At 49.2% G+C, this 26,468-nt stretch carries 15 protein-coding genes; 6 read left to right on the top strand and 9 right to left on the bottom strand.

The features are described from left to right. Positions 1-144: 144 nt before the first annotated feature. Positions 145-2,436, bottom strand: a complete 2,292-nt coding sequence (locus FHW36_RS17415; protein WP_145670852.1) for a DUF7133 domain-containing protein — start codon at positions 2,434-2,436, stop codon at positions 145-147. 148 nt (positions 2,437-2,584) lie between these two features. On the opposite strand from FHW36_RS17415, the gene FHW36_RS17420 reads away from it, so the two are divergent. Further along, positions 2,585-3,847 carry a NupC/NupG family nucleoside CNT transporter gene (locus tag FHW36_RS17420; RefSeq protein ID WP_145670853.1) on the top strand — a complete coding sequence of 421 codons (1,263 nt, stop codon included), beginning with the start codon at positions 2,585-2,587 and terminating at the stop codon, positions 3,845-3,847. A 217-nt stretch (positions 3,848-4,064) separates the two neighbouring features. Here FHW36_RS17420 and FHW36_RS17425 read toward each other — a convergent pair whose 3' ends face one another. Continuing rightward, positions 4,065-4,460, bottom strand: a complete 396-nt coding sequence (locus tag FHW36_RS17425; protein WP_145670854.1) for a DUF4259 domain-containing protein — start codon at positions 4,458-4,460, stop codon at positions 4,065-4,067. Positions 4,461-4,537: 77 nt separating this feature from the next. Then, positions 4,538-8,068: a chromosome segregation protein SMC gene (gene smc, locus FHW36_RS17430; protein ID WP_145670855.1), complete on the bottom strand. Its 3,531-nt coding sequence runs from the start codon at positions 8,066-8,068 to the stop codon at positions 4,538-4,540. A 250-nt stretch (positions 8,069-8,318) separates the two neighbouring features. Here smc and FHW36_RS17435 point away from each other — a divergent pair, with 250 nt between their 5' ends. Next, positions 8,319-10,553 (top strand): FUSC family protein, encoded by a 2,235-nt coding sequence (locus tag FHW36_RS17435; RefSeq protein WP_186452498.1) that lies wholly within the window; start codon positions 8,319-8,321, stop codon positions 10,551-10,553. A 111-nt stretch (positions 10,554-10,664) separates the two neighbouring features. Here the strand turns inward: FHW36_RS17435 and bshC are convergent, their stop codons facing one another. Then, on the bottom strand, positions 10,665-12,251 hold the full coding sequence (gene bshC, locus FHW36_RS17440; protein WP_145670857.1) for a bacillithiol biosynthesis cysteine-adding enzyme BshC: 1,587 nt from the start codon (positions 12,249-12,251) through the stop codon (positions 10,665-10,667). A gap of 188 nt (positions 12,252-12,439) precedes the next feature. On the opposite strand from bshC, the gene FHW36_RS17445 reads away from it, so the two are divergent. Together FHW36_RS17445 and FHW36_RS17450 are read left to right on the top strand one after the other, a co-directional pair. Then, positions 12,440-12,679, top strand: coding sequence for a GlsB/YeaQ/YmgE family stress response membrane protein (locus tag FHW36_RS17445; protein ID WP_145670858.1), 240 nt, complete (start codon positions 12,440-12,442; stop codon positions 12,677-12,679). A 133-nt stretch (positions 12,680-12,812) separates the two neighbouring features. Further along, positions 12,813-13,814 (top strand): glycosyltransferase family 4 protein, encoded by a 1,002-nt coding sequence (locus FHW36_RS17450; RefSeq protein ID WP_145670859.1) that lies wholly within the window; start codon positions 12,813-12,815, stop codon positions 13,812-13,814. A 15-nt stretch (positions 13,815-13,829) separates the two neighbouring features. On the opposite strand, the gene FHW36_RS17455 is transcribed toward FHW36_RS17450, so the two are convergent. The 3 genes from FHW36_RS17455 to FHW36_RS17465 are packed head-to-tail and all read right to left on the bottom strand — an operon-like array spanning position 13,830 to position 18,054. Then, positions 13,830-15,299, bottom strand: coding sequence for a glycoside hydrolase family 130 protein (locus tag FHW36_RS17455; protein ID WP_145670860.1), 1,470 nt, complete (start codon positions 15,297-15,299; stop codon positions 13,830-13,832). 13 nt (positions 15,300-15,312) lie between these two features. Continuing rightward, complete coding sequence (locus FHW36_RS17460; protein ID WP_145670861.1) at positions 15,313-16,584, bottom strand: glucose-1-phosphate adenylyltransferase; 1,272 nt, start codon at positions 16,582-16,584, stop codon at positions 15,313-15,315. A gap of 54 nt (positions 16,585-16,638) precedes the next feature. Then, complete coding sequence (locus tag FHW36_RS17465; protein ID WP_145670862.1) at positions 16,639-18,054, bottom strand: glycogen synthase; 1,416 nt, start codon at positions 18,052-18,054, stop codon at positions 16,639-16,641. Positions 18,055-18,317: 263 nt separating this feature from the next. On the opposite strand from FHW36_RS17465, the gene FHW36_RS17470 reads away from it, so the two are divergent. Together FHW36_RS17470 and FHW36_RS17475 are read left to right on the top strand one after the other, a co-directional pair. Beyond that, complete coding sequence (locus tag FHW36_RS17470) at positions 18,318-19,418, top strand: DUF72 domain-containing protein (RefSeq protein WP_145670863.1); 1,101 nt, start codon at positions 18,318-18,320, stop codon at positions 19,416-19,418. A gap of 102 nt (positions 19,419-19,520) precedes the next feature. Further along, positions 19,521-22,451, top strand: a complete 2,931-nt coding sequence (locus tag FHW36_RS17475) for an FAD-binding and (Fe-S)-binding domain-containing protein (RefSeq protein WP_246121176.1) — start codon at positions 19,521-19,523, stop codon at positions 22,449-22,451. Positions 22,452-22,517: 66 nt separating this feature from the next. On the opposite strand, the gene FHW36_RS17480 is transcribed toward FHW36_RS17475, so the two are convergent. Together FHW36_RS17480 and FHW36_RS17485 are read right to left on the bottom strand one after the other, a co-directional pair. Then, on the bottom strand, positions 22,518-23,279 hold the full coding sequence (locus FHW36_RS17480) for a class I SAM-dependent methyltransferase (RefSeq protein ID WP_145670864.1): 762 nt from the start codon (positions 23,277-23,279) through the stop codon (positions 22,518-22,520). 10 nt (positions 23,280-23,289) lie between these two features. Beyond that, on the bottom strand, positions 23,290-26,463 hold the full coding sequence (locus FHW36_RS17485; protein WP_145670865.1) for an efflux RND transporter permease subunit: 3,174 nt from the start codon (positions 26,461-26,463) through the stop codon (positions 23,290-23,292). Positions 26,464-26,468: the final 5 nt, after the last annotated feature.

Consider the following 26,468-nt stretch of genomic DNA (forward strand, 5'->3'; position numbering starts at 1 on the left):
GGGCAGGATAAGAACGGCAAAAGGAACCCGCCTATGCATTTAGATGCACAGGGAGTATATGAAAGAGGTAATATGTTATTTGCCGGATGCAATGATTCATCAATTGTATCCGGCAAATATAGGACTTTTATTAAAAGAAAAACATCATTTCGGTAATTCACTAGCGGTGAAGGGCTTCTGACGGCCCTGGTTCTGCTTTCTCACCTGTTGTACATCTGCCGCAGTAATTTTGCCCGCCTTATTATTCCAGGCGCTGCGCAGGAAGGTGAGCACCTCCGCAATATCTGCATCGTTAAACTCATCGCTGGCGCCAATACCTGGCATATCGCCGTTGATCTCCGGTGCTTTGTACACTTTACCATGTACTTCTACCGGGCCGGTTAAGCCAAATAATACTATAGAGATAAACGCATTTTTATTGCCATTCACCCAATTGCTTTCATTCAGCGGCGGCGCCATGGAGGCAATGCCCTCTCCATTTTTACCGTGACAGGTTTGGCAAACGGTATTGAAGATCTTATATCCTCTCGGAAGCGATGTACGCAGCGCTTCCATCTTCCTGGCATTGGCTTTATTGTCCAGGTTCTTCAACACTGCCAGCAGTTGCTTACGCAACACCAGCGTGGTATCAGGATTCCAGGCAGTAACTTGTTTTAACAAGGCAGCTTCCCGATTCACCGCATTATTTACCAGCGCTGCCGCCACATAACGGTTAGGGGCATACGCTTTTATCATTTTGTCTTCCAGTCGCGCTGCAGCGGCTTTATCTGCTTTACCAAGTACCGGCAACACATACGCCACTACCGGCGCCAGGTAACTATTGTCTGATAAGGTATCCAGCGAAGCCACGACAGCTTTTGCATTACCGCTGTTTAACACGGAAGACAATGCAGCCAGACCTTGCACTTTCAAAGAGGGATCGGGTTGTTGCCATACAAAGGCGAGATCTTCGGGATTGAGCTGATGCAGCCCTTCCAGGGTCCACAATGCATGCCGTTGCGTGAAGGGATGCTGGCTGTCTTTCAGCAGCTCCCTTAAACGGGGCGCCTGGCTTACCTCATGATGATCGATCAGCAACTGCTGTGCTTTATCCCGTATGGCGCCGTTATTGCTGAGCAACAGGCCGCACAGCGAATCAGGATGCAGTGCTACATTTGCCGGATGGCTGCCGGCCGGGATAACCCGGTAAATACGACCACAGTTGAGCGGCAGCGTGAGCTTCCGCATCTTTATTTCATTTTTTAAATATTCAGTGAGATAAGTTTTGTGCTGGAGTATCCCGCGGTACATGTCTGCAATATAGATAGCGCCATCAGGGCCGGTCACTAAGTCGACCGGGCGGAAACGCTCGTCATTGCTGGCCAGGAACTCTTTGCCCTGGTAAGCCTGTACACCTTTTGCCACAAAGCTGCTATCGGACAGGATGTTTCTTTTAATAAGATTAGCGGAGGGCTCTGCTACAAAGGCGTTGCCGGCATAGGTGGCCGGCAGCAGACCTCCACGGTAAATCAACGGACCGCAGGCGGCGGTAAAGTTAACCAGCCGTAGACTATCATCCAGCGTACCTTTCTGGTATCCGCGGTTTACGCCTGGTGTAGGATGGAGCGGATACGTGCGGTTGTCGGGCACAATTTTTTCGTCGAAGCCGGCAGCCCGCTGCTGCAGCGGATTGGTACCACCAAGTCCTGGCGGGAAATAATCGCCCAGCAGGTTCTCGGAGTTATTATTATAGTACAGGCGGCCCTGGTCATCTTGTGTGATACCCCATTGTCCGCGGAAATGGGTATCTTGTTTCAGCCATTTGTTGCCCACTTTGCGGTAACGTTTATCTGATTTTGCATTATAGATCCAGTTGTCCATGGCGCGCAATAATCCATTGGGCTGGTGCTCTACGTTACCACCGGCTGCATACTGATCGTCCACCAGCGTCCTTTTGCCGGGTTTATCATGATCATTTTCTATAAACCATAATTGTGGAGGCGTGGCTACCAGTACGCCGTTTTCCACCAGGCAAACGGCCCTGGGCAATACCAGGGAGTCGAGGAATACGGTGCGTTTATCCATGATCCCATCGCGGTTGGTATCTTCCAGGATCACAATTTTTCCATCGGGTTTATCTTCACCGGTACCGGCAGTATCGGGCATAAAGCCCGTCATTTCTACTACCCACATGCGCCCTGCTTCATCGAAAGTCATGGCCACCGGGGCTACCACCAAGGGCTCGGTGGCTACCAGCTGTACTTCCAATCCTTTGTCGAACACCATGTGGCTGATGGCCGTTTTTCCGTCTAGTACGGGCGAGTTGGCATACTGTTGCCGCATGGCAATTGAGTCTTCTTCGTGTTTGCTTTTTTTATCTTGTTGTTTTCCCTGGTGACATGCGCCCAGTAAGGCGATGGCTAACGTGGAAAGGAGAAAATAATGATTGCGCTGCATGTTTTTAATTCGATTGCAAAAGATAAAAATACATTTCTGCCTATATTTTTTCTGAAAAATTATATGAGATAACAGTTTAGTATTTCCAAAGGCAAAAAAACCTATCTTCGTCGCTTCATTGCATACATTTTACGATTTATTTGCATTTATGGAACGCTTTCAGGGCATTTTTGGCATTGTCCTCATCCTGGGTATTGCCTTTTTATTTTCCAACAACAGGAGTAAAATAAATTACCGGCTCGTTGTTACCGGTATAGGATTACAACTACTGATTGGCCTTTTGGTATTCAAGGTTCCGCCTATTACCTGGTTCTTTAAGAAAGTAGGTGATGCTATGGGTAAACTGGAAGCATTTGCCGCCAAGGGAGCATCCTTTGTATATGGTGGTATCGGCGTATCGCAGCGGGATGGCAGCATCAAGGATTTTGCCGGCGGTGGATTTGTATTTGCCTTCAACGTAACAGCCACTATCATCCTGGTATGTGTGCTGGTAGCCGTATTATATCATTATGGCATTATGCAGCGCGTGGTAGCGGTTATTGCCCGGGCGATGAACGTTGTGATGCGGGTAAGCGGCGCCGAAGCTTTAAGTAACGTGGCCAGTGCATTTGTAGGCCAGGTAGAAGCCCAGGTAATGATACGTCCTTACCTGTCGAGCATGACCAAAAGTGAAATCCTGGCTTCCATGAGTGGAAGTTTGGCTTGTATTGCCGGTGGTATCCTGGTGGTATACGCCAACATGGGCTTCCAGGCAGGAATGGACATTGCGCCTTTCCTGATCACCGCCAGCCTGATGGCGGCGCCGGGCGCGCTGGTGATTTCCAAAATCGTATTTCCGGAAACAGAGGAAAGCGTGACTATGGGCCGTGTTAAAATGGAAGTAAAGAGCAACTATACCAACGTGATTGATGCCATTTCCCATGGCGCCGGCGATGGTTTTAAGATAGCCATGAACGTTATTGCCATGCTGATCGGTTTTATTGCACTGATTGCACTGGTAGACTGGTGCCTGATCAATATCGGGCATTTGTTCAACCCCCACTTCGACCTGAGCCTGGACTGGATTTTCGGTAAATTGTTTATGCCGATGGCCTGGGCCATGGGCGTGCCTAAAGGAGATGTACAAAGCGTGGCTACCCTGCTGGGACAAAAGCTGACCATCAATGAGTTTGTAGCGTTTAAAAGCCTCACCAGCCATAGTGTACCGGTGATATCTCCGAAAGGGATAGCTATAGTGACCATTGCCATTGCAGGCTTTGCCAACTTCAGCAGCGTGGGTATGCAGATTGGCGGTATCGGGGAACTGGCGCCTGACCGGAGAACAGACCTGGCTAAACTGGGACTGAAAGCGTTGTTATGTGGTACGCTGGCCTCGTATATGTCGGCCACCATTGCAGGCATGCTGATCTAATAGCACGCATCTATCATATTCGGAAAGCTGGTCAATCAGATCAGCTTTTTTTATGTTGCCGACGGGTATATATCTCCATAAAAAAAACAGTGAATAGCGCGTAGCCAACCACTGTTTAAATATATTTATCGGAAAAATATTTCAAAATAAGGGTAGACAAAGCCAGGGTAAAGCAATTGCCCACCTTCGTTTGCCTGTATCCGGTTCCGGGATCAGACTACTCGAGTCTTTTCACCAGGTCGGCCTGTACAGCTGCCCATGCTGGACCCTGGCCAGATTCTTCCCAGAATTTCTTCATTTCAGAACCAGCTACAATCTTGTTTACCACAGCGATGGCCTGATTTCGGATTGCGCGGGTAGCAATCAGATTTAAGATATCCAGTCTCTCCAGCGGGTCTTCCGGAAAATCTTCGCTGGGACGGCTCACCAGTGCCGCCACTGTTTCTGCTGCTGCCAGCCCCTCTTCACAATCTGGTATCTCCAGTGTTTCGATGTTGTTCATGATACGTGCTAACGTATCCGTCACCAATCCACCATCTTTGTTGTCTATCAGGTCAAATATCCAATCCTGTGATCCTTCATTTTCAAAATTCCTGGTGCCCCATGCGCCCATAGTGTTTACGTTTTTTTATTTTTTCTAGAATAAAGAATAAAGTTGTCGAATGCTTTTACAACAATTAAACCAGTTAACTAGTTCAGACTTCTGAAATCTACTGGTACCAGCTTACTTACCCCCGGTTCCTGCATAGTAACGCCGTAAATAACGTCTACAGCGGCCATGGTTTGCTTGTTGTGTGTTACAATAATAAATTGTGAATTATCGGAAAACTTCCTGATCATATTGGTAAACTTGCCCACATTGGCATCATCCAGTGGCGCATCCACCTCATCGAGGATACAGAACGGCGCCGGTTTGATCAGGTAAATGGCAAACAACAGCGCGGTAGCGGTCAGGGTTTTCTCCCCTCCCGACAGCTGCGTAATAGCCGCGGGGCGTTTACCTTTTGGTTTCGCGATAATTTCAATACCGGTATCGGCCAGGTTTTCGGGATCACTCAGGATCATATCGCACTGGTCTTCTTCGGTAAACAACGCCTTAAATACACGGATAAAGTTTTCCTTTACCTGGTTGAAAGTGTCGAGGAACTTCTGGTTGGCGGTTGACTCTACCTCCTGGATAGTGGCCAGCAGAGAGTCTTTCGCGTTTACCAGGTCGGTCTTTTGTTCCAGGATAAATTCATATCTCTTTTTCATTTCCTGGTAAGCTTCGATGGCAGTAGGGTTAATTTCACCCATATTCTCCATGCGCTTCTTGAGTCGCTCCGCACTGGCCTGCAGCTCTTCTACCGGCAGTTCGGAACTCCGCTGTTCATCAATGATTTCATCGAGGTTCACTTTAAACTCCACGCTGAGCCTTTCCTTCATGGTGGTCAGTTGCAGTTTCAGCTCATTCACTTTATCCTTGATGGTATTAAGTTGTTGTTCCAGTTGTTCTTTGGCCCGCTGTTTAGTTCTCAGTGTGCTTTCCAGCTCCTGGAGGTGGTTACGGAAATTATAGTATTCCTGGTCTTTTTCGTTGAGCGCCTTTTCGTCTTCTTCACGCTGGCGGAATAGTTCTACCAGTCCATCATCTGCGTGGCTTAATTTTTCCACCACGGTGGCTATATTGGCGACCGCATCTTCCAGCTGTGTTTTATTGCTGGTGATCTGGGTGTGGAGATCGGTCAGCTGTTTGCGTTTAAATTCCAGTTCCTGCTTGAGGGCCTGTACCTTGCTCTGCTGGCGGGTATGCTGCAGGTTCTGGTTATTAAACTGTACAGTGGCCATGTTAAACTGTTGTTCCGCCTCCTGGGCCATGCGGTCGGCATCTGCGATGCTGTCCTGCAGTTCAGCTACTCTTTCATTCAGGCTATCGAGTTCGTCTTTTACGCCGGAAATGCTTTCCTGGTTGGTTTCCAGGGATTGCTGCATTTCTTCGAGGCGTTTATCGCCGGCTTCGATGAGGTGGTGAAAGTTTTCAATCCGGTTCTGGAGGCCAAAGAGCTGGTTGCTCAGTTGGTTTACCTTTTCACGGGCGGCGTTGAGGTTACTTTCGTTTAACTGGCTGTTATATCCGAGTACTTCGTTGTGTTTGTCTTGCAAAGCCACTCTCAGCCGGCCTACTACCGCTTCGAGGTCTTTGATTTCTACTTCCAGCTTTTCCAGGTTCTTGGCCCTTCCCAGCTTTTTGCCTTCAAAGAGTCCTACAGAACCACCACTGATATTATATTTACCGCGATGCATGCGGCCAGATTTCTCTACCAGCAGCATTCTTTCGTCGGCCAGCTGGCTGAATTCCAGGCGGGTGAGGTCTTCCCCGATAAACACTTTACCGAGCAGGTGCTGCCCCAGGCCTTTATATTTTTCTTCTATTTCCACCACTTCCAGCGCGGGGATGGTGCCAGGAGGCGCCAGCAGCGGCGTGGAGTCAGTACGGAACTGGTCCAGGATAAAGAAGTTGGCTTTCCCTTTCTTGTTACTGTCGAGCAGCTGGATGGCCTGTACCGCCTCGTGCACATTGTTGACTACGTAGTAGCTCAGGTAAGGCTCGAGGAGATTTTCCACGCAGGTACGGTATTCTTCCTTACAAAAGAATATATCACTGAGGATGGGGGCATTATTATTCCAGTCGGGATTCTTTTTCAGGAACTTGATACTTTCAGGGTAGCCTTCCAGGCTGTCTACCAGCGATTTGAGGAGGTCGTACTCGTTCTTTTTGGAATCGAGGCTACGGTTTTCATCCACCAGTTTATCGCGGAGTCCTTCAATATCGGATTGGGTAGCGAGGATCTTGCTTTTGGTTTCTTCCTGGAAGCGGACCATGTCATCCAGCTCTGTTTTGCTGGTATTCAGCGTTTCCTGCAGGGCTGTTTTCTCCGTTTCCAGTTGCGCAATTTGTTGCAGGCGATTGGCCTTTTCTTCCTGGAGTTGCTGCATACTACGTTGCAGGTTCATCACGGAAGTATCGGCAACGGCTACTTTCTTTTCGGCTTCAAACTGTTGGCGTTGCCAGCGTTGCTGGTCGTTGCGCAGGGTTTCGAGGGCCTGTTTCTTTTGATGGAAGCGTTCTTTCTTTTCCTCCACCATGTCGCGCAATGTTTCCAGTTCGTCGGCCATGGTTTCGAACACTTCGTTCTCCTCTACCACCTGTTTTTCTGTAAATTCAATGGAGGCGGTGAGTCCCTGTAATTGTCCTTCTGCACTGTTGAGGAAGTCGTTAATATTTTTTTCCCGTTCGCGCAGGTAGGTCAGTTGCTGCGTGGCGAGGTTTTTATCGTTTTCTTTGGTACGGATGGTGGATACCAGCTCATTAAAAGATTTCTGCATGGATTGCAGTTCTCTTTCTTTGGCTACGAAATGGAGCTTATCTTGTTCCACGGCCGCTTCGGCGGTGAGGATTTCTGTTTCCAGGGCCAGTTTACGGTCGCTTTCCGATTGTTGGGTATCCGACAGTTCCTTGAAGGTGATGTTAAATCCTTCCAGGGCGGCTTTGGCCAGTTCAATGCTGATATCGCGGTATTCCTTTTTTACCTCGTAGAAGCGTTCGGCTTTGCGGGCCTGGCTTTCCAGGGTTTTAAGGTTATTGTTGATCTCGAACAGGAGGTCTTCAATGCGGTTCAGATCTCCTTCGGTGGCATCCAGCTTGGATTTGGCTTCCTTTTTACGGGTTTTGTAGATAGAGATACCGGCCGCCTGTTCCAACATCCGGCGACGGCTGTTTTCCTTATCCTTGATAATATCGTCTACCATTCCCAGTTCGATGATGGCGTAGGAGTCGGTGCTCACGCCGGTGTCCATGAACAGGTTATGGATATCTTTCAGGCGGCAGGCTACGTCGTTGAGACGGTATTCGCTATCGCCATTTTTGTAAAATTTGCGTGTAATCGTCACCGTGGTAAACTCGGTGGGGAGTACATTTTTGGTATTCTCGAAGGTGAGGCTAACTTCCGCCATCCCGCTGGCGGAACGGCTTTTGGACCCATTGAATACCAGGCCAGCCTGGTTATCAGATCTGAGGTTGCTGATTTTATGTTCGCCGATTACCCAGCGAATGGAGTCGATGATATTACTTTTGCCACAACCGTTTGGCCCAATCACCCCAGTGATGCCTTCGTCAAACTGCAAAACGGTTTTATCTGCAAAACTTTTAAAGCCTTTAATTTCTAGTGTTTTTAAGCGCACGTCGTACTCCGAGGTTTTTTAAGGCGTCAAAGATATAATTTTAAATCAAAAAGTAATTTAAGTGAGAAGCCATAATATACCGTAATTATTTATACACAATTGCCAGCCAATAGCCTCTGTCCGCAGTATGCCGCGATCACCTAAGAGTCTGATTATAAATATAGTAAAAAGAACAATTACAATTAAATTTGGTGTTGGAAAAAACCGAAAAGCTTTTCCCTATCTTTGGCCATCAAAAACCCGTATACGTTTGCGTACAGAACAGCGAATCAATAACATTAAAAATTTCCTTTACAGTTATCATTTCAGCAACGGTATGCGTACCACCATCAGTGTGGTAGTACCTTCGCTGGTATTTGCGTATTTCGATGAGCTGGGATTGGGCATTGCCATGTCGATGGGGGCGTTGTGTACTGCTCTCAGTGATGTACCGGGTACTATTATCCATAAACGGAATGGGCTGATCATCAGCACCATCCTCATTTTCTTTACCGCGTTGGGCACGGGACTGCTGATCCCTTACCCTATCCCAATGGCCTTCTGGATAGTGGTTTGCTGCTTTGTTTTTGCCATGATGCTGGTATACGGGAACCGGGGCGGCAATATCGGCACCGGCTGTTTACTCGTCATGGTATCCATATTGGGCGAAACCCAGCTCACGCCGCAACTAACTCTCCTGCACGCTTCTATGGTATTGCTGGGTAGTATCTGGTATGCCGCGCTGGCACTGGTGTTGTGGCAGATACGCCCCTATCTCAACGTACAACAGGCCCTGGGCGATTGTATCACCCAAACAGCCCGCTACCTGGAGCAACGGGCCAATTTTTATACGCCGGGCGTCAATGTGATCGACAACTATAAGGCGGTACTGGCGCAACAGGTGATCGTTAACGAAAAGCAGGAGAATGTCCGGGAGCTGCTGCTGAAAAGACGTTCCGCTCAACAGGGAACTACCAGCATCAACAAAAGCATGGTGCTTATTTTCCTGGACATGGTAGACCTCCAGGAGCAGATCATGGCCTCCCAAACAGACTACAACGCCCTGCAGGCTGATTTCAAAGACCTGGACATACTAGAAAAATTCCATACCGTCATCCTGGCCTTTGCACAGGAGCTGCGCAATATCGGTATCGCCGTAGCTGCCGGTCAGCGCTCCTTACCTAAAAATAACCTGAAGGCAGAAATGGAAAAGGTAAAGCAAGCCATTGCCGACATTACGCTGCAACTGCCCACCCTCAAGGAAAGAACCCGCACCATCCCGCTTACCAACATCCTGCAAAACCTGCAGGACATGGCGCAGCGTATTTATAACCTGCATCGCCTTACGCGGTTGGAGCGATTGAAAGACGAATCGATAGATCCCAAGCTGGAGCTATCAAAATTTACCACCCGCCAGAAATACGACTTTGAAACATTCCGGGATAACCTTACGTTCAAGTCACATATCTTCCGGCATGCCATCCGTGTAAGCATGGCTACCGTAGCGGGTTATGGGCTAGGGCTTGCCCTGCACCTGGACCGGGTGTACTGGATTTTACTGACCGTAGTGGTGATCCTGAAGCCCGGTTTCGGGCTTACCAAATCGAGGAGCATTCAACGCCTGATAGGCACTGTTACCGGCGCCTTATTTGCCGCAGGGCTGCTATACCTCACCCACAACAATACCGTGATCTTCATCATGATGCTGCTCTGTATCCTGGGCGCTTATAGCTTCATGACTATCCAGTATACGCTGAGTGTATTTTTCACTACGCCCTTTGTCATTTTCCTGTTACATTTCCTGCATCCGTCCGACCTCTACAATCTTACCCAGCGGGTGCTGGATACCTTTATTGGCGGAGGCCTGGCCTTTTTTGCCAACATGCTCCTCTGGCCTACCTGGGAGCATAACTTCCTGCCGGATTATATGAAGAAGATGATGAGCGCCAACAGCAAATATTTTGAGTTGGTGATGCGGGCTTACTCCAACGAAAAGGTGGCCGTCACTGATTTTAAACTGGCAAGGAAAGACACCTATGTAGCTTCTGCCAATATGATGGCGGCCTTCCAGCGTATGCTGTCAGAACCAAAGAGCAAACAAAAGCATCCATCGGAAGTATATCACTACGTGGTACTGAATCACACCCTTACCTCTCATACCGCTACCCTGGCGGGTTACAGCATGCATCATGGTGTGCAGTTTCCCCGCCCGGAATATCGTGAGATCACCGATTACCTGTTGCATTACATGGATCAACTGCAACTGATGATGGACCCGGCTACCAGCGCCAACGCCCAGCCATCGCCCATTGTTCACGCCTTTGACCGGCTCGATGCGCACCTGGAAAGCCTGGTGCACCAGCGCCAGCAGGAAATTAATGAAGGTAAAGGGGCTACCCCTGTGAGGGATGAGATGCTGGAAACAAAACAGGTGCATGATCAGCTGGTTGCTATCCTGTCGCTGATGAAGGACATGAATAAAGCGTTGGGGCAGATAAAATTTTGAAAATTTCTTTGCAACATATCGTTATAAGTAATTAATAATGAGATATTTGACAAAATACAAACGCCGGTAAGGATATTACCGGCGTTTGTATTTTTATTAAGTTTATTTCCTTTATTCTTCTCCCAAAATTGTAAACTGGTCGGTTACCGGCGTTAATGCGGCCAGTATCCTGTCGAAGAAAGCAGGGCCTTCCTGTGCAAACCAGGGCATAAAGTTTTCCTTACGTTCCTGGAGGGAGCCGGCAGGGAACCACCTGTTTTTAACACCCCTGATCTGGTCGGTTTGCCAGGCAAACTTCTTCTTTTCTGCCCGCAGGAATTTATGCTCCAGTTTACCAATGGCTTTGAGCGCCCGCTTCCTTTCTGTAGCGGTAGTAGCCACCAGGGTTACATCAATATTACGTGCCTTGACTTCCAGGGCGTCGAATAAATGCTCCACCGCGGTATATTCATCTTTCAATACCAACGATGTATTGGTATGTTGTTTCACATAGTCGTTCACGATATCTTCCGTAGGCCTAAACAGCATGGTAGCATTGAGGCCCAGTTTAAGCATACGCTGCATCGACGGCTGGTCGGTGAGCAACAGGGAATTGCGCAACAGCAGCACCGGGTAAGGTACGCCGTAGTGAGCAAACAGCTGCTTCAGTTCCAGCCAGTAGGCGATTTCGCCTCCACCACCAACAAATGCGATGTTGGGCAGGATCGTTTCCTGGAACATACCGCGTAAAATAACATTGGGACTAAATTTTTCGGGGTGCGCTTCCAGTTCCGCTTCCAGTGAACTGGCGGTAAAAGTCAACGAGGTGTGTAATACTTTCCACTCCCCGCCTTCCTGTACAATACGTTCCCGGCTACCGTCCTGCAGATAGAACAGATTTATTTCACGGGGGTTGGCCTGTACTTTATAGTGTGCCGACAGCTTTTCCATCGTCTCATTTACGATTGCATGGGAAGCCTGGTGGAATAGTTCATCCTTCATAACGGGGATGTACAAACGCTTCAGGGCAGCATTATCGGGCACCAGTACAACCAGGCCAAAGCGGCCGAAAAGTGCGTGTACCAGGTATAAAGTAGCATCCTGGATATTGCGGTGTTCGAGGTAAGCCTTATTGAGCAGTTCCAGCAGCTCCGCACCATGGGGCGCATAGCCCAGCGATTGCTTGACTTCGGCGATCAGCGCTTCGAGTCCATCGGGATGCATACGCCCTACAGCGCCCTGCTGGCTGGTATTCCAGGTGAGGGTTTTACCATCGAGGTAGATGCTGCCCAGTTCTTCCAGGTCGGCATCTTCACTGCCCATATAATACACCGGCACAAAGTGGTGTTGCGGGTATTGCTGTTTCAGCTCCTGGCAAAGTTTGATCGTTTGCAGGATCTTATAGGCGAAATAAAGATAGCCGGTGAAAATGTTGGGTTGATGCGCGGTGCACACCGTAAACGTAGTGGGTTGTAACAGCGCCGTAACATTATCCTGTACGGCTTTTACCGGTTCGAGTGAGGCATATTGTTGTTCCAAAGCCTTTACCAGTTCGGCGCGCGGTGTATTAAATCCTTGCCTGGCCTGGATGGCTGCTCCAAAATCCGGATGCACGGGAGAATAGGTATAAAACGGTCTGATGTGCGAATGCTCGGCTAAAAAATCTGTTACCAGCTGGTTGAAATAACCAGTTTTCCCATAAGGAATATACTCCAGCATATTGAGTTGCGAATTACAAATGATCAATTATAGAACGATGCGTGCCAATACATCGAAATTTTTGAATGTACGAAGTTAGTTAAATAGTTAGAACGTGATCCAAAATTAATTCTCCGGTTCGCCATCCCCGATTTATTTATGTATTCAAATTTAGTAGTATATTCAATTTAGCACTAAATGCATTCATTATGATTTGGACTCTGATAATCGGCGGCATTGCAGGATGGCTGGCCGGTAAAATTATGCGTGGAGAGGGTTTCGGGATTATTATAGACATTGTTGTTGGCGTTATTGGCGGCTGGTTTGGCGGCTGGATATTTGGCCGGCTGGGCATTCACATGGGTAACAGCCTTATTGGCTCGTTGCTCACGGCTTTGCTGGGCTCTATTATCCTGATCTGGCTGATCAGGCTCATTAAACGGGGATAAGTAATTACCTGGTTACTACCGTAGTATGCAACACCTTTTCCCGGAGAGGTGTTGCATGTTTATTTCCCGCCCCTGACGACCGAATTGCTTTGGCCCCTGATTTGACTCATCTCTCTCCAAAAACACCCCATTCATGAAAATAGCCATACTGGCGCCGGTAGCCTGGCGTACGCCTCCCCGGCATTACGGCCCCTGGGAACAAATGGCCAGCAACCTGGCAGAAGGGCTGGTAGCTAAAGGTGTTGATGTAACCCTCTTTGCTACGGGCGATTCACACACCAGCGGACACCTCGCGGCGATCTGCCCCAAAGGATATGAAGAAGACCGGGACGCCGATGCCAAAGTAACAGAGTGTATGCATATCAGTTATTTTATGGAACAGGCCGGGAATTTTGATATCCTGCACAGCCATTTCGATTTCTTACCCCTCACCTATTCGCGGTTGGTAAAAACCCCCATGGTGACCACCATCCATGGTTTTTCTTCTCCTAAAATAATACCGGTATACCAACGGTACAATGATATAGGCCGATATGTATCTATCAGTAATGCCGATCGCCATCCGGCGTTGAAATATGCGGCAACTATTTATAACGGTATCAATACCGCTGATTTTCCCTATGAGCCGCAGGCCGACAGGTACCTGTTGTATTACGGGCGTATCCATCCCGACAAGGGTGCGCATGATGCTATCCAGGTGGCCCGGCATACCGGGCTACCGCTGGTAATAGCAGGTATTATACAAGATGAACAGTACTACCGGGAAAGAGTGCTGCCGTTTGTAGACCAGGAACAGATCAAATTTGTAGGCCCTGTTGGCGGCGCCCAGCGCAGTGCCTTGCTGGGTAAGGCCTTAGCGTTACTGCACCTGATTCATTTCGATGAACCGTTTGGACTGAGTGTAGCAGAGGCCATGCTTTGCGGTACCCCGGTGATCGCCTTTAACCGGGGAGCTATGCCGGAGCTGATCATAGACGGGCAAACCGGCTTCCTCGTTAATAACCTGCCCGAGGCCGTAGCCCGCGTAGCCGCCTTACAGTCCATCAGCCGTGAACAATGTCATGTGCACGCCAGGGAAAATTTCAGTACGGAAAAAATGGTAGCGCAATACCTGGCATTGTATGCCCGTATGTAGTTTTCGGGGAGAGATTTAAACGCCATCCGCTTTTATCTGTGCAAGCAATTTCTCCAGGTTTACGGTGGCAAATCCCGATGCGTAGTCGGATAAACCGTAGGGAATAATCAGTTCATCGTTATGTACCATGGAGCCGCAAGAGTACAACACGTTGGGTACGTATCCTTCCCGCTCGTCTTTATTGGGCATAAGCAGGGGCTCGCGCAGGCGGCCGATTTCCCTGCCTGGATCGTTGAGGTCGAGCAAACTGGCTCCTATACAGTAAGTACGCATAGAGCCAACGCCATGGGTAATTACCAGCCATCCTTCGGGCGTTTCTATCGGCGAGCCGCAGTTTCCTACCTGTACAAATTCCCACGCATATTTAGGGCGGTGTAACAGTTGTGGATTTTCCCAGATATTGATCTTATCGGAATACATGATGTAACCGTTGATACCATCAATACGGGAAATCATGACGTATTTGCCATTTATTTTACGGGGAAACAGGGCCAGGTTTTTGTTTTGGGCGCCTTCCCCGTAGAGCGGCATAATGTTGAAATCATAGAAGTCTTTCGTTTGCAGCAGTTTGGGCTGAATAGTAATACCATCGTATGCCGTGTAGGTGGCATAGTAGGTGACATTCCCGTTTTCGCTGGTATACTTCACAAAGCGGGCATCTTCTATCCCCCTGCTTTCAGCCTCTGAGTAGGGAAAAATAACCCGGTCGGACAAGTCAGTATCAAGTGAAAAATTCAGTTCATAGTAAGAGTCTGCCAGCCACAACATTCTTTCCAGGCCTTTTTTCAGGAGGTGGTCCACCTGGAATCGCTGCTGCATTTCCCGGATCACTTTTTTCAGGGCCAGGTATTCGAATTCATCGGGCAGGCTGTTTTGTATTTCCTGCATCACCGAGTCGGGCAGCCGGATGGATACAGCGTTTTGGAAGAAACTATGTTTGACGTACCTGGAGTTCCGGATAATTTCTGCTTCATCCACGTAGTTGCCCGGGGATATCAGGGAAATTTCGTTGTTTTTATTAATGATGCCGGAGCGGAAGGCAATGGAAGAAACGTGTCCTTCTCCCACGGCCCGGAAACTCATGATTACGCGTTTTTCGCCTTCTTCCAGGCCGCTCTGATCCACATCTTCGATGAGGGAGGGGTTGAAGAAAGCGGCGGATTCGATCGAATATTCGTTGGTGAAATAGGAGCCTGTCAACAACTTTCGTTTGTGTGACAGGCTATCATAATTTAGGTTGAGGCTGGGAAAGAGGTGCCGGAGCCTGTCGGCATGCCGTTCAAAAATGCGCGTAATATTTCTATGGCGACGGGAGAACTCTCTTAGTATAGGCATAATGGTTATGTCTACTTCCGCATCGTTCATAGCGGCTACCAATTGAATGATGGATTTAGCCCTGGCTTCTCCGTTGAAGAAAAATCTTGCTACAACCCGTTTCAGGTCAGGGTATATCTTGGTAGATTTCCGCTCTATTGACAGTCGCATGTTACTGGTTTTGTTAAATACTGAATCCGTCTTCCAGGATTACTCCTTTTTTAACAACTACAATGCCGTCTTTCACGGTATACTTTTCGAAATCGCCGTCGGCCAGGTGTTTACCTCCGTTGATATGTACACCGTTTCCGATGGCGCAATTTTTATCGATGATAGCATTGTTGATCACGCAATTTTCACCGATTCCCATAAACGGGCGTCCCTGGGCCTTGGCTTTTTCAATTTCATCGAGGGTTTGATAGTAATCGCTGCCCATGATATAGGCATTGCTGATTTCTGTGCCTTTGCCGATGCGGGTACGTATACCTACCACTACCCTTTCGAGGCGGTTCGCCATTATAATACAACCATCGGCGATCATTGTTTTCTCCATGGTACCGGAAATTTTTGAAGGTGGCAACATCCGGGCCCTGGAATAGATGGTTTGCGACTCATTGAAGAGGTTAAAAAGGGGAATTTCATCTGTGAGGCCGATATTAGCCTCAAAATACGACTGAATATTTCCGATATCGGTCCAGTATCCTTCATACTGGTAGCTGAAAATGCGGCGCTGGGCTTCTATGGCCTGCGGGATGATTTGCTTGCCGAAGTCGGTAGCATCGGGCTTATCATTGAGCATGTCGAACAGCACCTGCCGGTTGAAGATATAGATCCCCATGCTGGCCAGGTAGATGCGCCCTTCCTTCTGCATTTCTTCGCTTACTTCCGACGCCCATGGCGGCAGTACTGCCTGGGATGGTTTTTCGGTAAACGACACAATGGCGCCTTCTTCATTCTGCTTTAAAATACCAAAATCAGAAGCGTCCCTGGCGTTCACCGGGATAGTAGCGATGGAAATTTCCGCGCCGGTATCAATATGATGGCGGATCATCTTTTTAAAATCCATCTGGTACAGCTGGTCACCGGAGAGGATGAGTACATATTCGAACTCAAAATTTTCCATGTGGTGAATACACTGTCGTACGGCATCGGCTGTACCCTGGTACCAGGTGGGGTTATCGGGGGTTTGCTCCGCCGCGAGGATGTCCACAAATCCCTTGTCGAAATTGCTGAAGTGGTACGTGTTTTTGATGTGTTTGTTCAGGGAGGCCGAGTTGAACTGTGTTAGCACAAAGATGCGGTTCAGTTCAGCATTCAAACAATTGGAGATGGGAATATCCACCAATCTGTATTTACCGGCCAGGGGCACCGCGGGCTTTGAACGGCGGCGGGTAAGCGGATATAGGCGGGTGCCGGCCCCACCTCCGAGAATAATGGATATTACATCATTTGTCATAAATGGAATTGGTTTTAGAAGATCATCGTTCAAAATTTAATATGCAATGTCATATTACTTCATACTACTGTACATGCTGAGGTAACGCTGCGCGGAGCTTCCCCAGGAGTGGTCCCGTTTCATCCCTCTCAGACGGACTTCTTCGAGGTGTGCAGGATCGTGATACAGTTCAGTAGCCCGTTTTACGGAATAACAAACGTCCCAGACGCCCGCCTGGTTAAATCGTATACCTACGCCATCGTTGTCTCCAAAATCGATTACCGTGTCTTTTAATCCCCCCGTGCTGCGTACCATGGGTATGGTACCGTAGCGGAGCGCATACATCTGGTTAAGTCCGCAGGGCTCTACCCGGGAAGGCATTAACAGGAAATCGGCGCCGGCATAGATCAGGTGCGATAAGGATTCGTCGTATCCTATATGTACATTAAAACCATAGCTAACTGTTTGCCGGGTTTGCTGCAGCGACCACTCAATGTGCGGGTCGCCACTTCCCAGCACCAGGAAATTCACTTCCCCGGGGAGTTCGTGCAGGGAACGGCCGATAATTTCGGGGAGCAGATCTGCTCCCTTATCGCCCACCAGCCGGCCTATAAAGGCGATCAGCGGCAAAGTGGCATCCAGTCCGAACCGTTCACAGAGTTGTTCCTTGTTTTGGTGCTTGCCATCGTCCATTGTGTCAATATCATAGTTGGCGGGCAACATATGATCTGCTTCAGGATCCCATACCGCCGTATCAATCCCGTTCAATATCCCTACCATTTTATCTTTTTCCTGGCTGATGAGGCTCTCCAGGCCATTGGCATTATAAAATAACTCCTCCAGGTAACCTGGCGATACGGTGGTTACCCGCCAGGCGCATTTAATTGCTGCTGCCAGTGGGTTAATGGCCCCGCCCCAGTCGAGCAGGCCCGACTTCCACAGGTCAAAGGAAGGAATGAGGTACAGCTTATCCCATCCAAACTGGCCCTGGTATTGAGCGTTATGAATGGTGAGCACGGAAGGAATATCTTTCAGGCGGCCATACTTATACCCATAGTACATCAGGAATGGGATAAGTCCCGTATGATGATCATGAATATGAATCACATCCGGCTGGTGTTGCCATTCGTTGATCCAGTCCAGCACCGCCACCTGGAAAGCCAGGAAGCGTTCTGTATCATTTGGATAACCATACACGCCCGGCGTATCGAGCAAACCGGGAATATCTACCAGGTACAGGTCGAAGCCCAGTTCGTTACTTCTTTCTTTCAATACATTAAAGTGGTACCAGTCATGCCCCAGCCACATACCGGCCTGGTGTACCACATCAAATTCATGTGTATCATAATACTTTGTCCGGTAAGCGGGTACCACTACTTTGGCAAAATTTCCCAACTGGTGCTGATATTTGGGTAATGCCCCCACCACATCACCTAGTCCGCCTACTTTGGCTACCGGGTAACATTCCGCGCTGATGTGTAAAATTTCCATGCTAATTAATTGATAATCTTTATTAAGTTAACTTGTAAAAACAAGAAAACAAAGGAGCTGTAAAAAAATATTATTTTTTCACAAAAAGCGCCAGGTACAAAGTAAACAGCTAATTGACGCGAATAATCTTTGGAGATATTTAAAAGCGGTGTTACCATTTGCTATCATCGCTTTTTTGCTTTCGGCTTTCGGCTGTCTGCTTTATGCTTTCCCCTATCTTTGTATCGTCATGTGATTTCCTGCTCACCCTTAAATTCCCCTTTATGGATTTTGGTCGCGTTCCAGAAGCTATGTTATCAGATATCGATTTTAAACTACCTGCTGAACCGCTGTTTAATAAACAAGTGCTAAAAGGCCGTCCGGTAGCGCATCCGCTCACTTACCTGGGTTGCGCCAAGTGGGGAAGAAAAGAATGGATCGGGAAAATATATCCACAAGGCACCAAGGAAGCCAATTTCCTGGATGAATATGTAAAGCATTTCAACAGTATTGAACTGAATGCCACGCACTACCAGATCTATGGCCCTGCTACCATTGCCAAATGGGATGTTAAAGCGGCGGGCATGGATTTTAAATTTTGTCCTAAAGTGCCGCAAAGCATCAGCCATTTCAGTACGTTGATCAATGCCGGCGACAAAACTACCTCTTTCCTGGAGGGTGTACTGGCTTTTGGGGAGCATCTGGGGCCTATTTTCCTGCAACTGAGTGATAAGTTTGGCCCTGCGAAACGTGATAATTTATACCAATACCTGGCTTCCCTGCCGAAAGACCTCCAGTTTTTTGTGGAGTTGCGCCACCCGCAATGGTTTGAAGATGAAGCTGTGCGGATGGAACTCTTCAATAAGCTGCGGGAACTCAACGTAGGCGCTATTATTACCGATACAGCCGGCCGTAGAGACATTGCCCATATGCACTTAACCGTTCCCAAAATATTCATCCGGTTTGTGGGCAACAGCCTGCATCCCACAGATTATACCCGCATCGATGACTGGGCCAACCGTATTAAATACTGGCTGGATAAGGGTTTGGAAGAAGTATATTTTTTCATGCACATGCATGATGAGGCTACTTCACCGGAATTGGCGTTGTATATGACAGAAAAGTTTGAGGCGGTGTGCGGGATAACCGTAAAGAAGCCGGTGTTTGTTACCGGGGACGCGGCGGTGAAGGCGCCCGCAAAGGTGAAGAGCAGCAAAGCGGCTAAGAGCGGGCCTGCGAAAACACCCGCAAAGGCGCAGAGCAGCAAAGCAGCTAAGAGCGAACCAGCAAAAGCGCCCACAAAGGCAAAAAGCGGCAAAGCAGCTAAGAGCGAACCAGCGAAAGCGCCTGCCAAACTTAAAAGCAGCAAAGTGGCTAAAAAATAAACACCCTTTGCGTCTTTCCTCCTTTGCTTCTTTGCGTGAGAAAAAACCGAAAAAAAGCCGGACTGAAGTATTAATTTCGCCCTCTCAAAACCGGTACATACCATGATGCGCGACAAGCTAGAGCAATTGGCCCAGAAACTGGAAGGCACGCTTTATACAGACGATACCATGCGGACACTCTATGCCACCGACGCGTCGGCATACCGTGAAATGCCGCTGGCAGTAGCTATTCCGCAGCATATCGATGATCTGAAGACACTGATCCGTTTTGCGCGTGAAAATAAAACCTCCCTGATCCCCCGTACTGCCGGTACTTCGCTGGCCGGACAGGTGGTGGGCAATGGTATCATTACAGATGTATCCCGCAATTTCACCAAGATACTGGAACTGAATAAAGAAGAAGGCTGGGTACGTGTGCAGCCGGGCGTTATCCGTGATGAGCTGAACATGTTCCTGAAGCCGCATGGCTTTTATTTTGGCCCGGAAACCTCCACCGCCAACCGTGCTATGATTGGTGGTATGGTGGGCAACAACTCCTGTGGCTCCAACTCCGTGGTATATGGCAGTACCCGCGAACACCTCCTGGAAGTAAAAGCCCTGCTCAGCAACGGCGAAGAAGTGGTGTTTGGCAGCATGGATGCCGAGGCCTTCCACCGTAAATGTGAAGGCCCGGATACGCTGGAAACCGCCATCTACAAGCAAATCCGCACCAGCCTGAGTAATCATACTTTCCAGGATGAAATCCGGAGAGAATTTCCCAAGAAAAGCATTCCCCGCCGCAATACCGGCTACGCCGTAGATATGCTGCTGGATACCAACCCGTTCACCGCCGGTACGGAAGATTTCAACTTCTGTAAGCTGATTGCCGGATCGGAAGGTACACTGGCTTTCCTGACCGAAATAAAACTGCATATAGATCCGCTTCCCCCCAAAGAAACGGGCCTGCTCTGCATACATTTCAATACCATCGATGAATCACTGCGCGCCAACATCCTGGTGATGGAATACAAGCCCAGCGCCAGTGAGCTGATCGATCACTACATCCTGGAATGTACCAAAGACAACATCGAACAACGTAAAAACCGTTTCTTCGTACAAGGAGATCCCGGCGCTATCCTGGTGGTAGAGTTTTGCCGCAATACCCGGGAAGAGATCATCGAGATCACCGGCAAGCTGGAAGCAACGCTTCAGGCAGCAGGACTGGGTTATCATTTCCCCCTGCTCTTCGGAGAAGATACCAAGAAGATATGGGGCCTCCGCAAAGCCGGTCTGGGCCTGCTCAGCAACCTGCCTGGTGATGAAAAAGCGGTACCGGTAATTGAAGATACCGCTGTAGCCGTGGAAGACCTCCCCGATTTTATCCGCGATTTCAACAATATCCTGCACCAATATAACCTGCACGCAGTACACTACGCGCATGCCGGTAGCGGTGAAATACACCTTCGGCCTATCATCAACCTGAAAACGGAAGAAGGTAACCAGCTATTTCGCAAGATCGCCGAAGAAATTGCCACCCTGGTGAAAAAATACCATGGCTCCCTCAGCGGGGAGCACGGCGACGGCCGCCTCCGGGGCGAGTTTATTAAACAGATGGTGGGCGGCAAAAACTATGAACTGCTTCGCCAGATCAAATATACCTGGGACCCGGAGAATATCTTCAACCCCAATAAGATCGTAGACACACCGTCTATGAACAGTATGCTCCGGTACGAACCCGGGCAGAAAGCACCGGATATCAAAACAATCTTTCACTTCCCAGACCAAACCATGCTGCAACATGCGGAACAATGTAATGGCTCCGGCGACTGCCGTAAAACGCAGTTGAGCGGAGGCACCATGTGCCCCAGCTATATGGCCACCCGGAATGAAAAAGATACCACCCGTGCCCGAGCTAATATCCTGCGGGAATTCCTCACCCATAGCACCAAAGAAAACCGTTTCGACCATAAGGAAATTTACGAAGTGCTGGACCTCTGCCTGGCTTGTAAAGGCTGTAAGTCGGAATGCCCATCCAACGTGGATATGGCCAAACTGAAAATGGAATTCCTACAGCACTACTACGATGCCAACGGGGTACCGCTGCGTGCCAGGATGATTGGTAACTATTCAAAGTTATCCGGACTGGCAGCTATTGCGCCAGGTATGTACAATGCCGTGATCAACAATTCCTTTACCGGTGGCATCATCCGCAAGTTTTCCGGCTTTGCGTCCAAACGCTCCCTGCCTGGTTTACACACCATTACCCTGCGGAAATGGTTCAAAGAAAAATGGCCACTCGAAAAGCAGGGAACTGCAACTGGTCAGCGAAAAGTGTATCTCTTCTGCGACGAATTCACCAACTATAACGATACCACCATTGGTATTAAAGCGGTACAGCTGCTGCACCGGCTGGGTTACGACGTGCAAATGATTGAACACCCGGAAAGTGCCCGTGCTTATATGTCGAAGGGATTGTTGCGCCAGGCCCGCGAGTATGCCGAAAAGAATGTTCGTATATTCAGCGACGTTATCAATGAAAACATACCGCTATTGGGCATAGAACCCTCGGCTATCCTGAGCTTCCGGGATGAGTACCCCGATCTCGTCAGAGAAGAACTTCGCGCCACTGCGAAAACATTAGCCAAACACGTATTCCTGGTAGATGAATTCCTGGCAGCCGAAGCAGAGAAAGGACATATTAAGGCCGATCAGTTTACCGATGCTCCTCAACATATCAAATTACACGGGCATTGCCAGCAAAAAGCATTGTCATCTGCCCTTCATAGCAAGAAGATGTTGTCGCTGCCTAAAAATTATACCGTAGAAGTCATCCCTTCCGGTTGCTGTGGTATGGCGGGATCTTTCGGATATGAAACTGAACATTACGACCTGAGTATGCAGATTGGCGAGATGGTGTTGTTCCCCGCGGTACGTAATGCTGCCGCAGGCACGCTGATTGCGGCGCCAGGCACCAGTTGCCGCCACCAGGTTAAAGATGGTACAGGTGTAAAAGCGCTGCACCCGGTAGAGATATTGTATAACAGTCTCAGGTAATTACTGACAAAGCAACAGGCGAATAACTCCCGTTATCCGCCTGTTACTTTTTATATACGTCCTGCTTTATTTCTTCGATATCCTTCCCCAGTACAACTTCGTTTCGTAGTGAAACTTCACCATTCCCTGTTCCTGGTATTTCCAGAAAATATCTTCCAGATCCTTCATCATGGCGGGATAGGAAGGATGGTCCTTTTCAGGCACGTAGGAAGAAGAAAGCATACGCCCTTTCAGTGCGGCAAAATCGAAGATCTGGGCATTCTGAAACGACGTTTCATGAATGGCAGCGGGCGCAAAGAAGGAGGCTAACTGCGACGCACCTACGTTTCTGTGCTGCAACTCTTTATAATCGGTTCCATATTGGTGAAGCAGCTTTTCGTAGCTTTTCTCAAAGGGAAGTTCAGACTGCCGTACATTCCACATCAGCACAATTGCCGCATTATCTTTGCCGATACGCTGGAATTCAGCGGCGGTAGCGGATTGATCGAACCAGTGAAAGGCGGTACCTGCCAGGATGAGCTCTATCGAGTTGTTGGGTAAGGTGGTATTTTCTGCACTGCCGGCTACAGACTGGAAGCCCGGATACCGGTGCAGGAGTTTTTCCGCCATTTCCCGCATTTCCGTATTGGGTTCCACGGCATATACCTTATTGCCATTATCCAGGAATGGCTGTGCGGAAATGCCGGTACCGGCGCCGATGTCTGCCACCAGGGTGTCGCGGGTCAATCCTACTTCCTTCGCCAGGTAAGGAATGATGGCCGCCGGGTAATGCGGCCGGTATTTGACATAGTTTTCTACGCGTGTACTGAAACGTTCTGTATTTTTCATCCTGTTACGGTTATTCGCCTAAACCTTTGGGCTTTTTCTCTTCATTGCCGTGTGCTTCCAGATCGGCCAGTTTCTTCTTACCGTAGGCCAGTTTGGTAATCAGTACATATAATACTGGTACGGTGAAGATACCCAGCAACGTTGCTGCCAGCATCCCTCCTACTACGGTGAAGCCTATATTAACACGGGAAGCAGCACCAGCGCCCTTCGCCAGGCACAAGGGCAGCACCCCCAGGATGAATGCGAAGGAAGTCATCAGGATAGGGCGTAAACGCAATTTCACCGCCTCCAGCGTGGCTTCCAATAGGGGCATCCCCCTGTCTACACGCTCCTTACAAAACTCCACGATCAGGATGGCATTTTTAGCAGCCAGACCTATCAGGGTAATCAAGCCTATCTGCGAATATACGCTATTAGCCTGTTTGGTAAGGGATAATGCCAAGATAGACCCGAACAGGGCTACCGGCACGGCCAGCAGCACCGAAAATGGCACCGACCAGCTTTCATACAGGGCCGTGAGCAACAGGAATACAAAGAGAATAGACAGACCAAAGATCAGCAGGCTGCTATTCCCTGCCTCAATTTCCTGCAGGGAAACGTTAGCCCATTCGTAGCTGAAGTTTTCAGGTAGTACAGAAGCAGCCACCTCCTTCAGCGCGTTGATGGCATCGCCACTACTATAGCCGGTTTTGCTGTCCCCATCAATTTCTACGGAGCGGTACAGGTTAAAGTGGTTAATAACCGGTGCACCGGCAGATTTTTTGGTGGTAATCAATGCGCTGAGTGGCACCATTTGCCCGGTATTATTCCTTACATAATAAGTATTCAGGTTATTGATACTGGTGCGGTACAGCGAATCGGCCTGTAACACCACGCGAAAGCTGCGACTGAATTTGGTGAAGTCGTTGACATAAAGTCCGCCGAGGAAGGTTTGCAGCGCATTGAACACATCGCTTACGGCTACGCCAAGCTGTTTACATTTATCACGATCCACTTCCACATTGAACTGTGGCGTATTAGCGCTGAAGAAAGCGTACGCCCGCGCAATTTCCGGCCGTTGATTAGCGGCCATCAGGAACTGGCCCATCACCTGGAGGAATTGATTGATATCCGGGTTGCTCCGTTGTTCGAGAATAAAGGAGAACCCTCCGGAAGTACCCAGCCCGCGCAATGTAGGCGCCGGGATACAGATGACGTTGGCCCCGATAATGCGGCCGGCGGCACCCTGTATGCGCCCCAACACCGCATTGATATTATCGCCGTGGGCGTATCGTTCATCCCAGGGTTTGAGGCTCACGAAAAAGGTACCGGAGTTAGGTTTGGTGGCGTTGGCCACAAAGTTGATACCCGTGATGCCGAAGAAGTGGCTTACTGCGCTGTCTTTCGTGAGGATATTGCTGATTTCCGCCACCACCTCTTTGGTACGTTGGGTAGAGGAAGCTTCGGGCAATTCCAATGCAATAAACAGGGCGCCCATATCTTCCTGGGGTACAAAAGTGGTTGGCGTTTTCTTAAACAGGAAAGCGGCGATAGCAAACAACACGCCCAGGATGATCAGCACCACGGGCGTAAAACGGATAGAATGCTTTACGCCATTGCCATACCGGTTGGTAAACCGGGCAAACCATTCGTTGAATTTAAAGAAGAGTTTATTGAGTCCGTGTGATTGTTTGGTTAGGTGTGCGGGCCTCAGCAAAATGGCTGTCAGCGCCGGCGTGAGTGTCAAAGCCAGGAAGGCCGACAACAATACCGAGAAAGCGATGGTCAATGCAAACTGCTGGTACAACCTGCCGCTTACACCCGGAATAAAGGCCACTGGTACAAACACCGCCGCCAGGATCAGCGCAATGGCGATTACCGGGGCGCTCACTTCGGCCATGGCTTTGAATGTAGCTTCGCGGGGCGACATGAGGTCGGCATCAATATGGTGCTGCACTGCCTCCACCACCACAATGGCATCATCCACCACAATACCAATGGCCAGCACAAACCCGAAGAGGGTGAGCGTATTGATGGAGAAGCCCAGCAGCTGGAAAAAGATAAAGGTACCGATCAGGGAAATAGGGATTACCAGGATGGGAATCAGGGTAGCCCGCCAGTTCTGCAGGAACACAAACACCACAATTACCACGAGTACCAGGGCTTCGATAAATGTTTGTATTACTTCATCGATCGATATTTTTACGAAGGAGGTTGTTTCAAAGGGGATGAGCCAGTTCACATCATCGGGGAAGCTTTTGGCCATATCCTTCATTTTGGCGATCACCCGGTCGTTTACATCCAGGGCGTTGGCGCCGGGCGACAGGTAAATGGCCATCCCGCTACCGGTTTTACCGTCGGCTTTGGCTTCAATCGCATAGGTAAAGGAGCCCAGGTCAATGCGGGCTACGTCGCGGAGGCGTACCAGGCCGCCATTAGGGCTGGTAGCTACCACTACGTTACCGAATTCTTCCGAGGTGGCCAGGCGTCCTTTCACGCTCACGGTGTATTCAAATGCCTGGGACTTACCCATGGGGGGGGCGCCCACACTACCTGCCGGTACCTGTTGGTTTTGTTCTGTGATAGCACGGGAAATATCGCCGGCTGTCAGGCCCAGGGCGGCCATCTTATCCGGGTTGAGCCAGATACGCATACTATAGTCCTGGGAGAAGGCATTTACGTCGCCTACTCCGCTGATACGGGCCAGCTCCGGTTTCAGGTAAATATTCAGGTAGTTGTCGAGGAATTCGCGGCTATGCTTTCCTTTGGGAGAGTTGAGCGCGATTACCATTAACATATCATTGGAGCGCTTTTTAACGGTAACGCCCACACGCCTTACTTCATCAGGCGTACTGGGCAACGCCAGGCTCACCCTGTTTTGTACGTCGAGGGTGGAGATGTCGGGGTTGGTACCCAGCTTAAAAGTCACCGTGATACTCATAGATCCATCGTTGGCGCTTACCGACTGGATATACATGGCACCGGGGGTACCGTTTACCTGGTTTTCTATGGGGGTGGTCACTGTTTCCTCTACCGTGGTGGAGTTGGCGCCTACATAGTTGGCCCGTACATCCGTTACCGGTGGTGCGATATCCGGGAGCTGGGCAATGGGCAGGTTAAACATGCAGATGAGTCCTACAATCACGATGATGATGGCAATGACGATCGTAGTATTCTTGCGCTCTATAAATGTTTTTGAGATCATACCCT

The organism is Chitinophaga polysaccharea (genome assembly GCF_007829335.1).
GTDB classification, from domain to species: domain Bacteria; phylum Bacteroidota; class Bacteroidia; order Chitinophagales; family Chitinophagaceae; genus Chitinophaga; species Chitinophaga polysaccharea_B.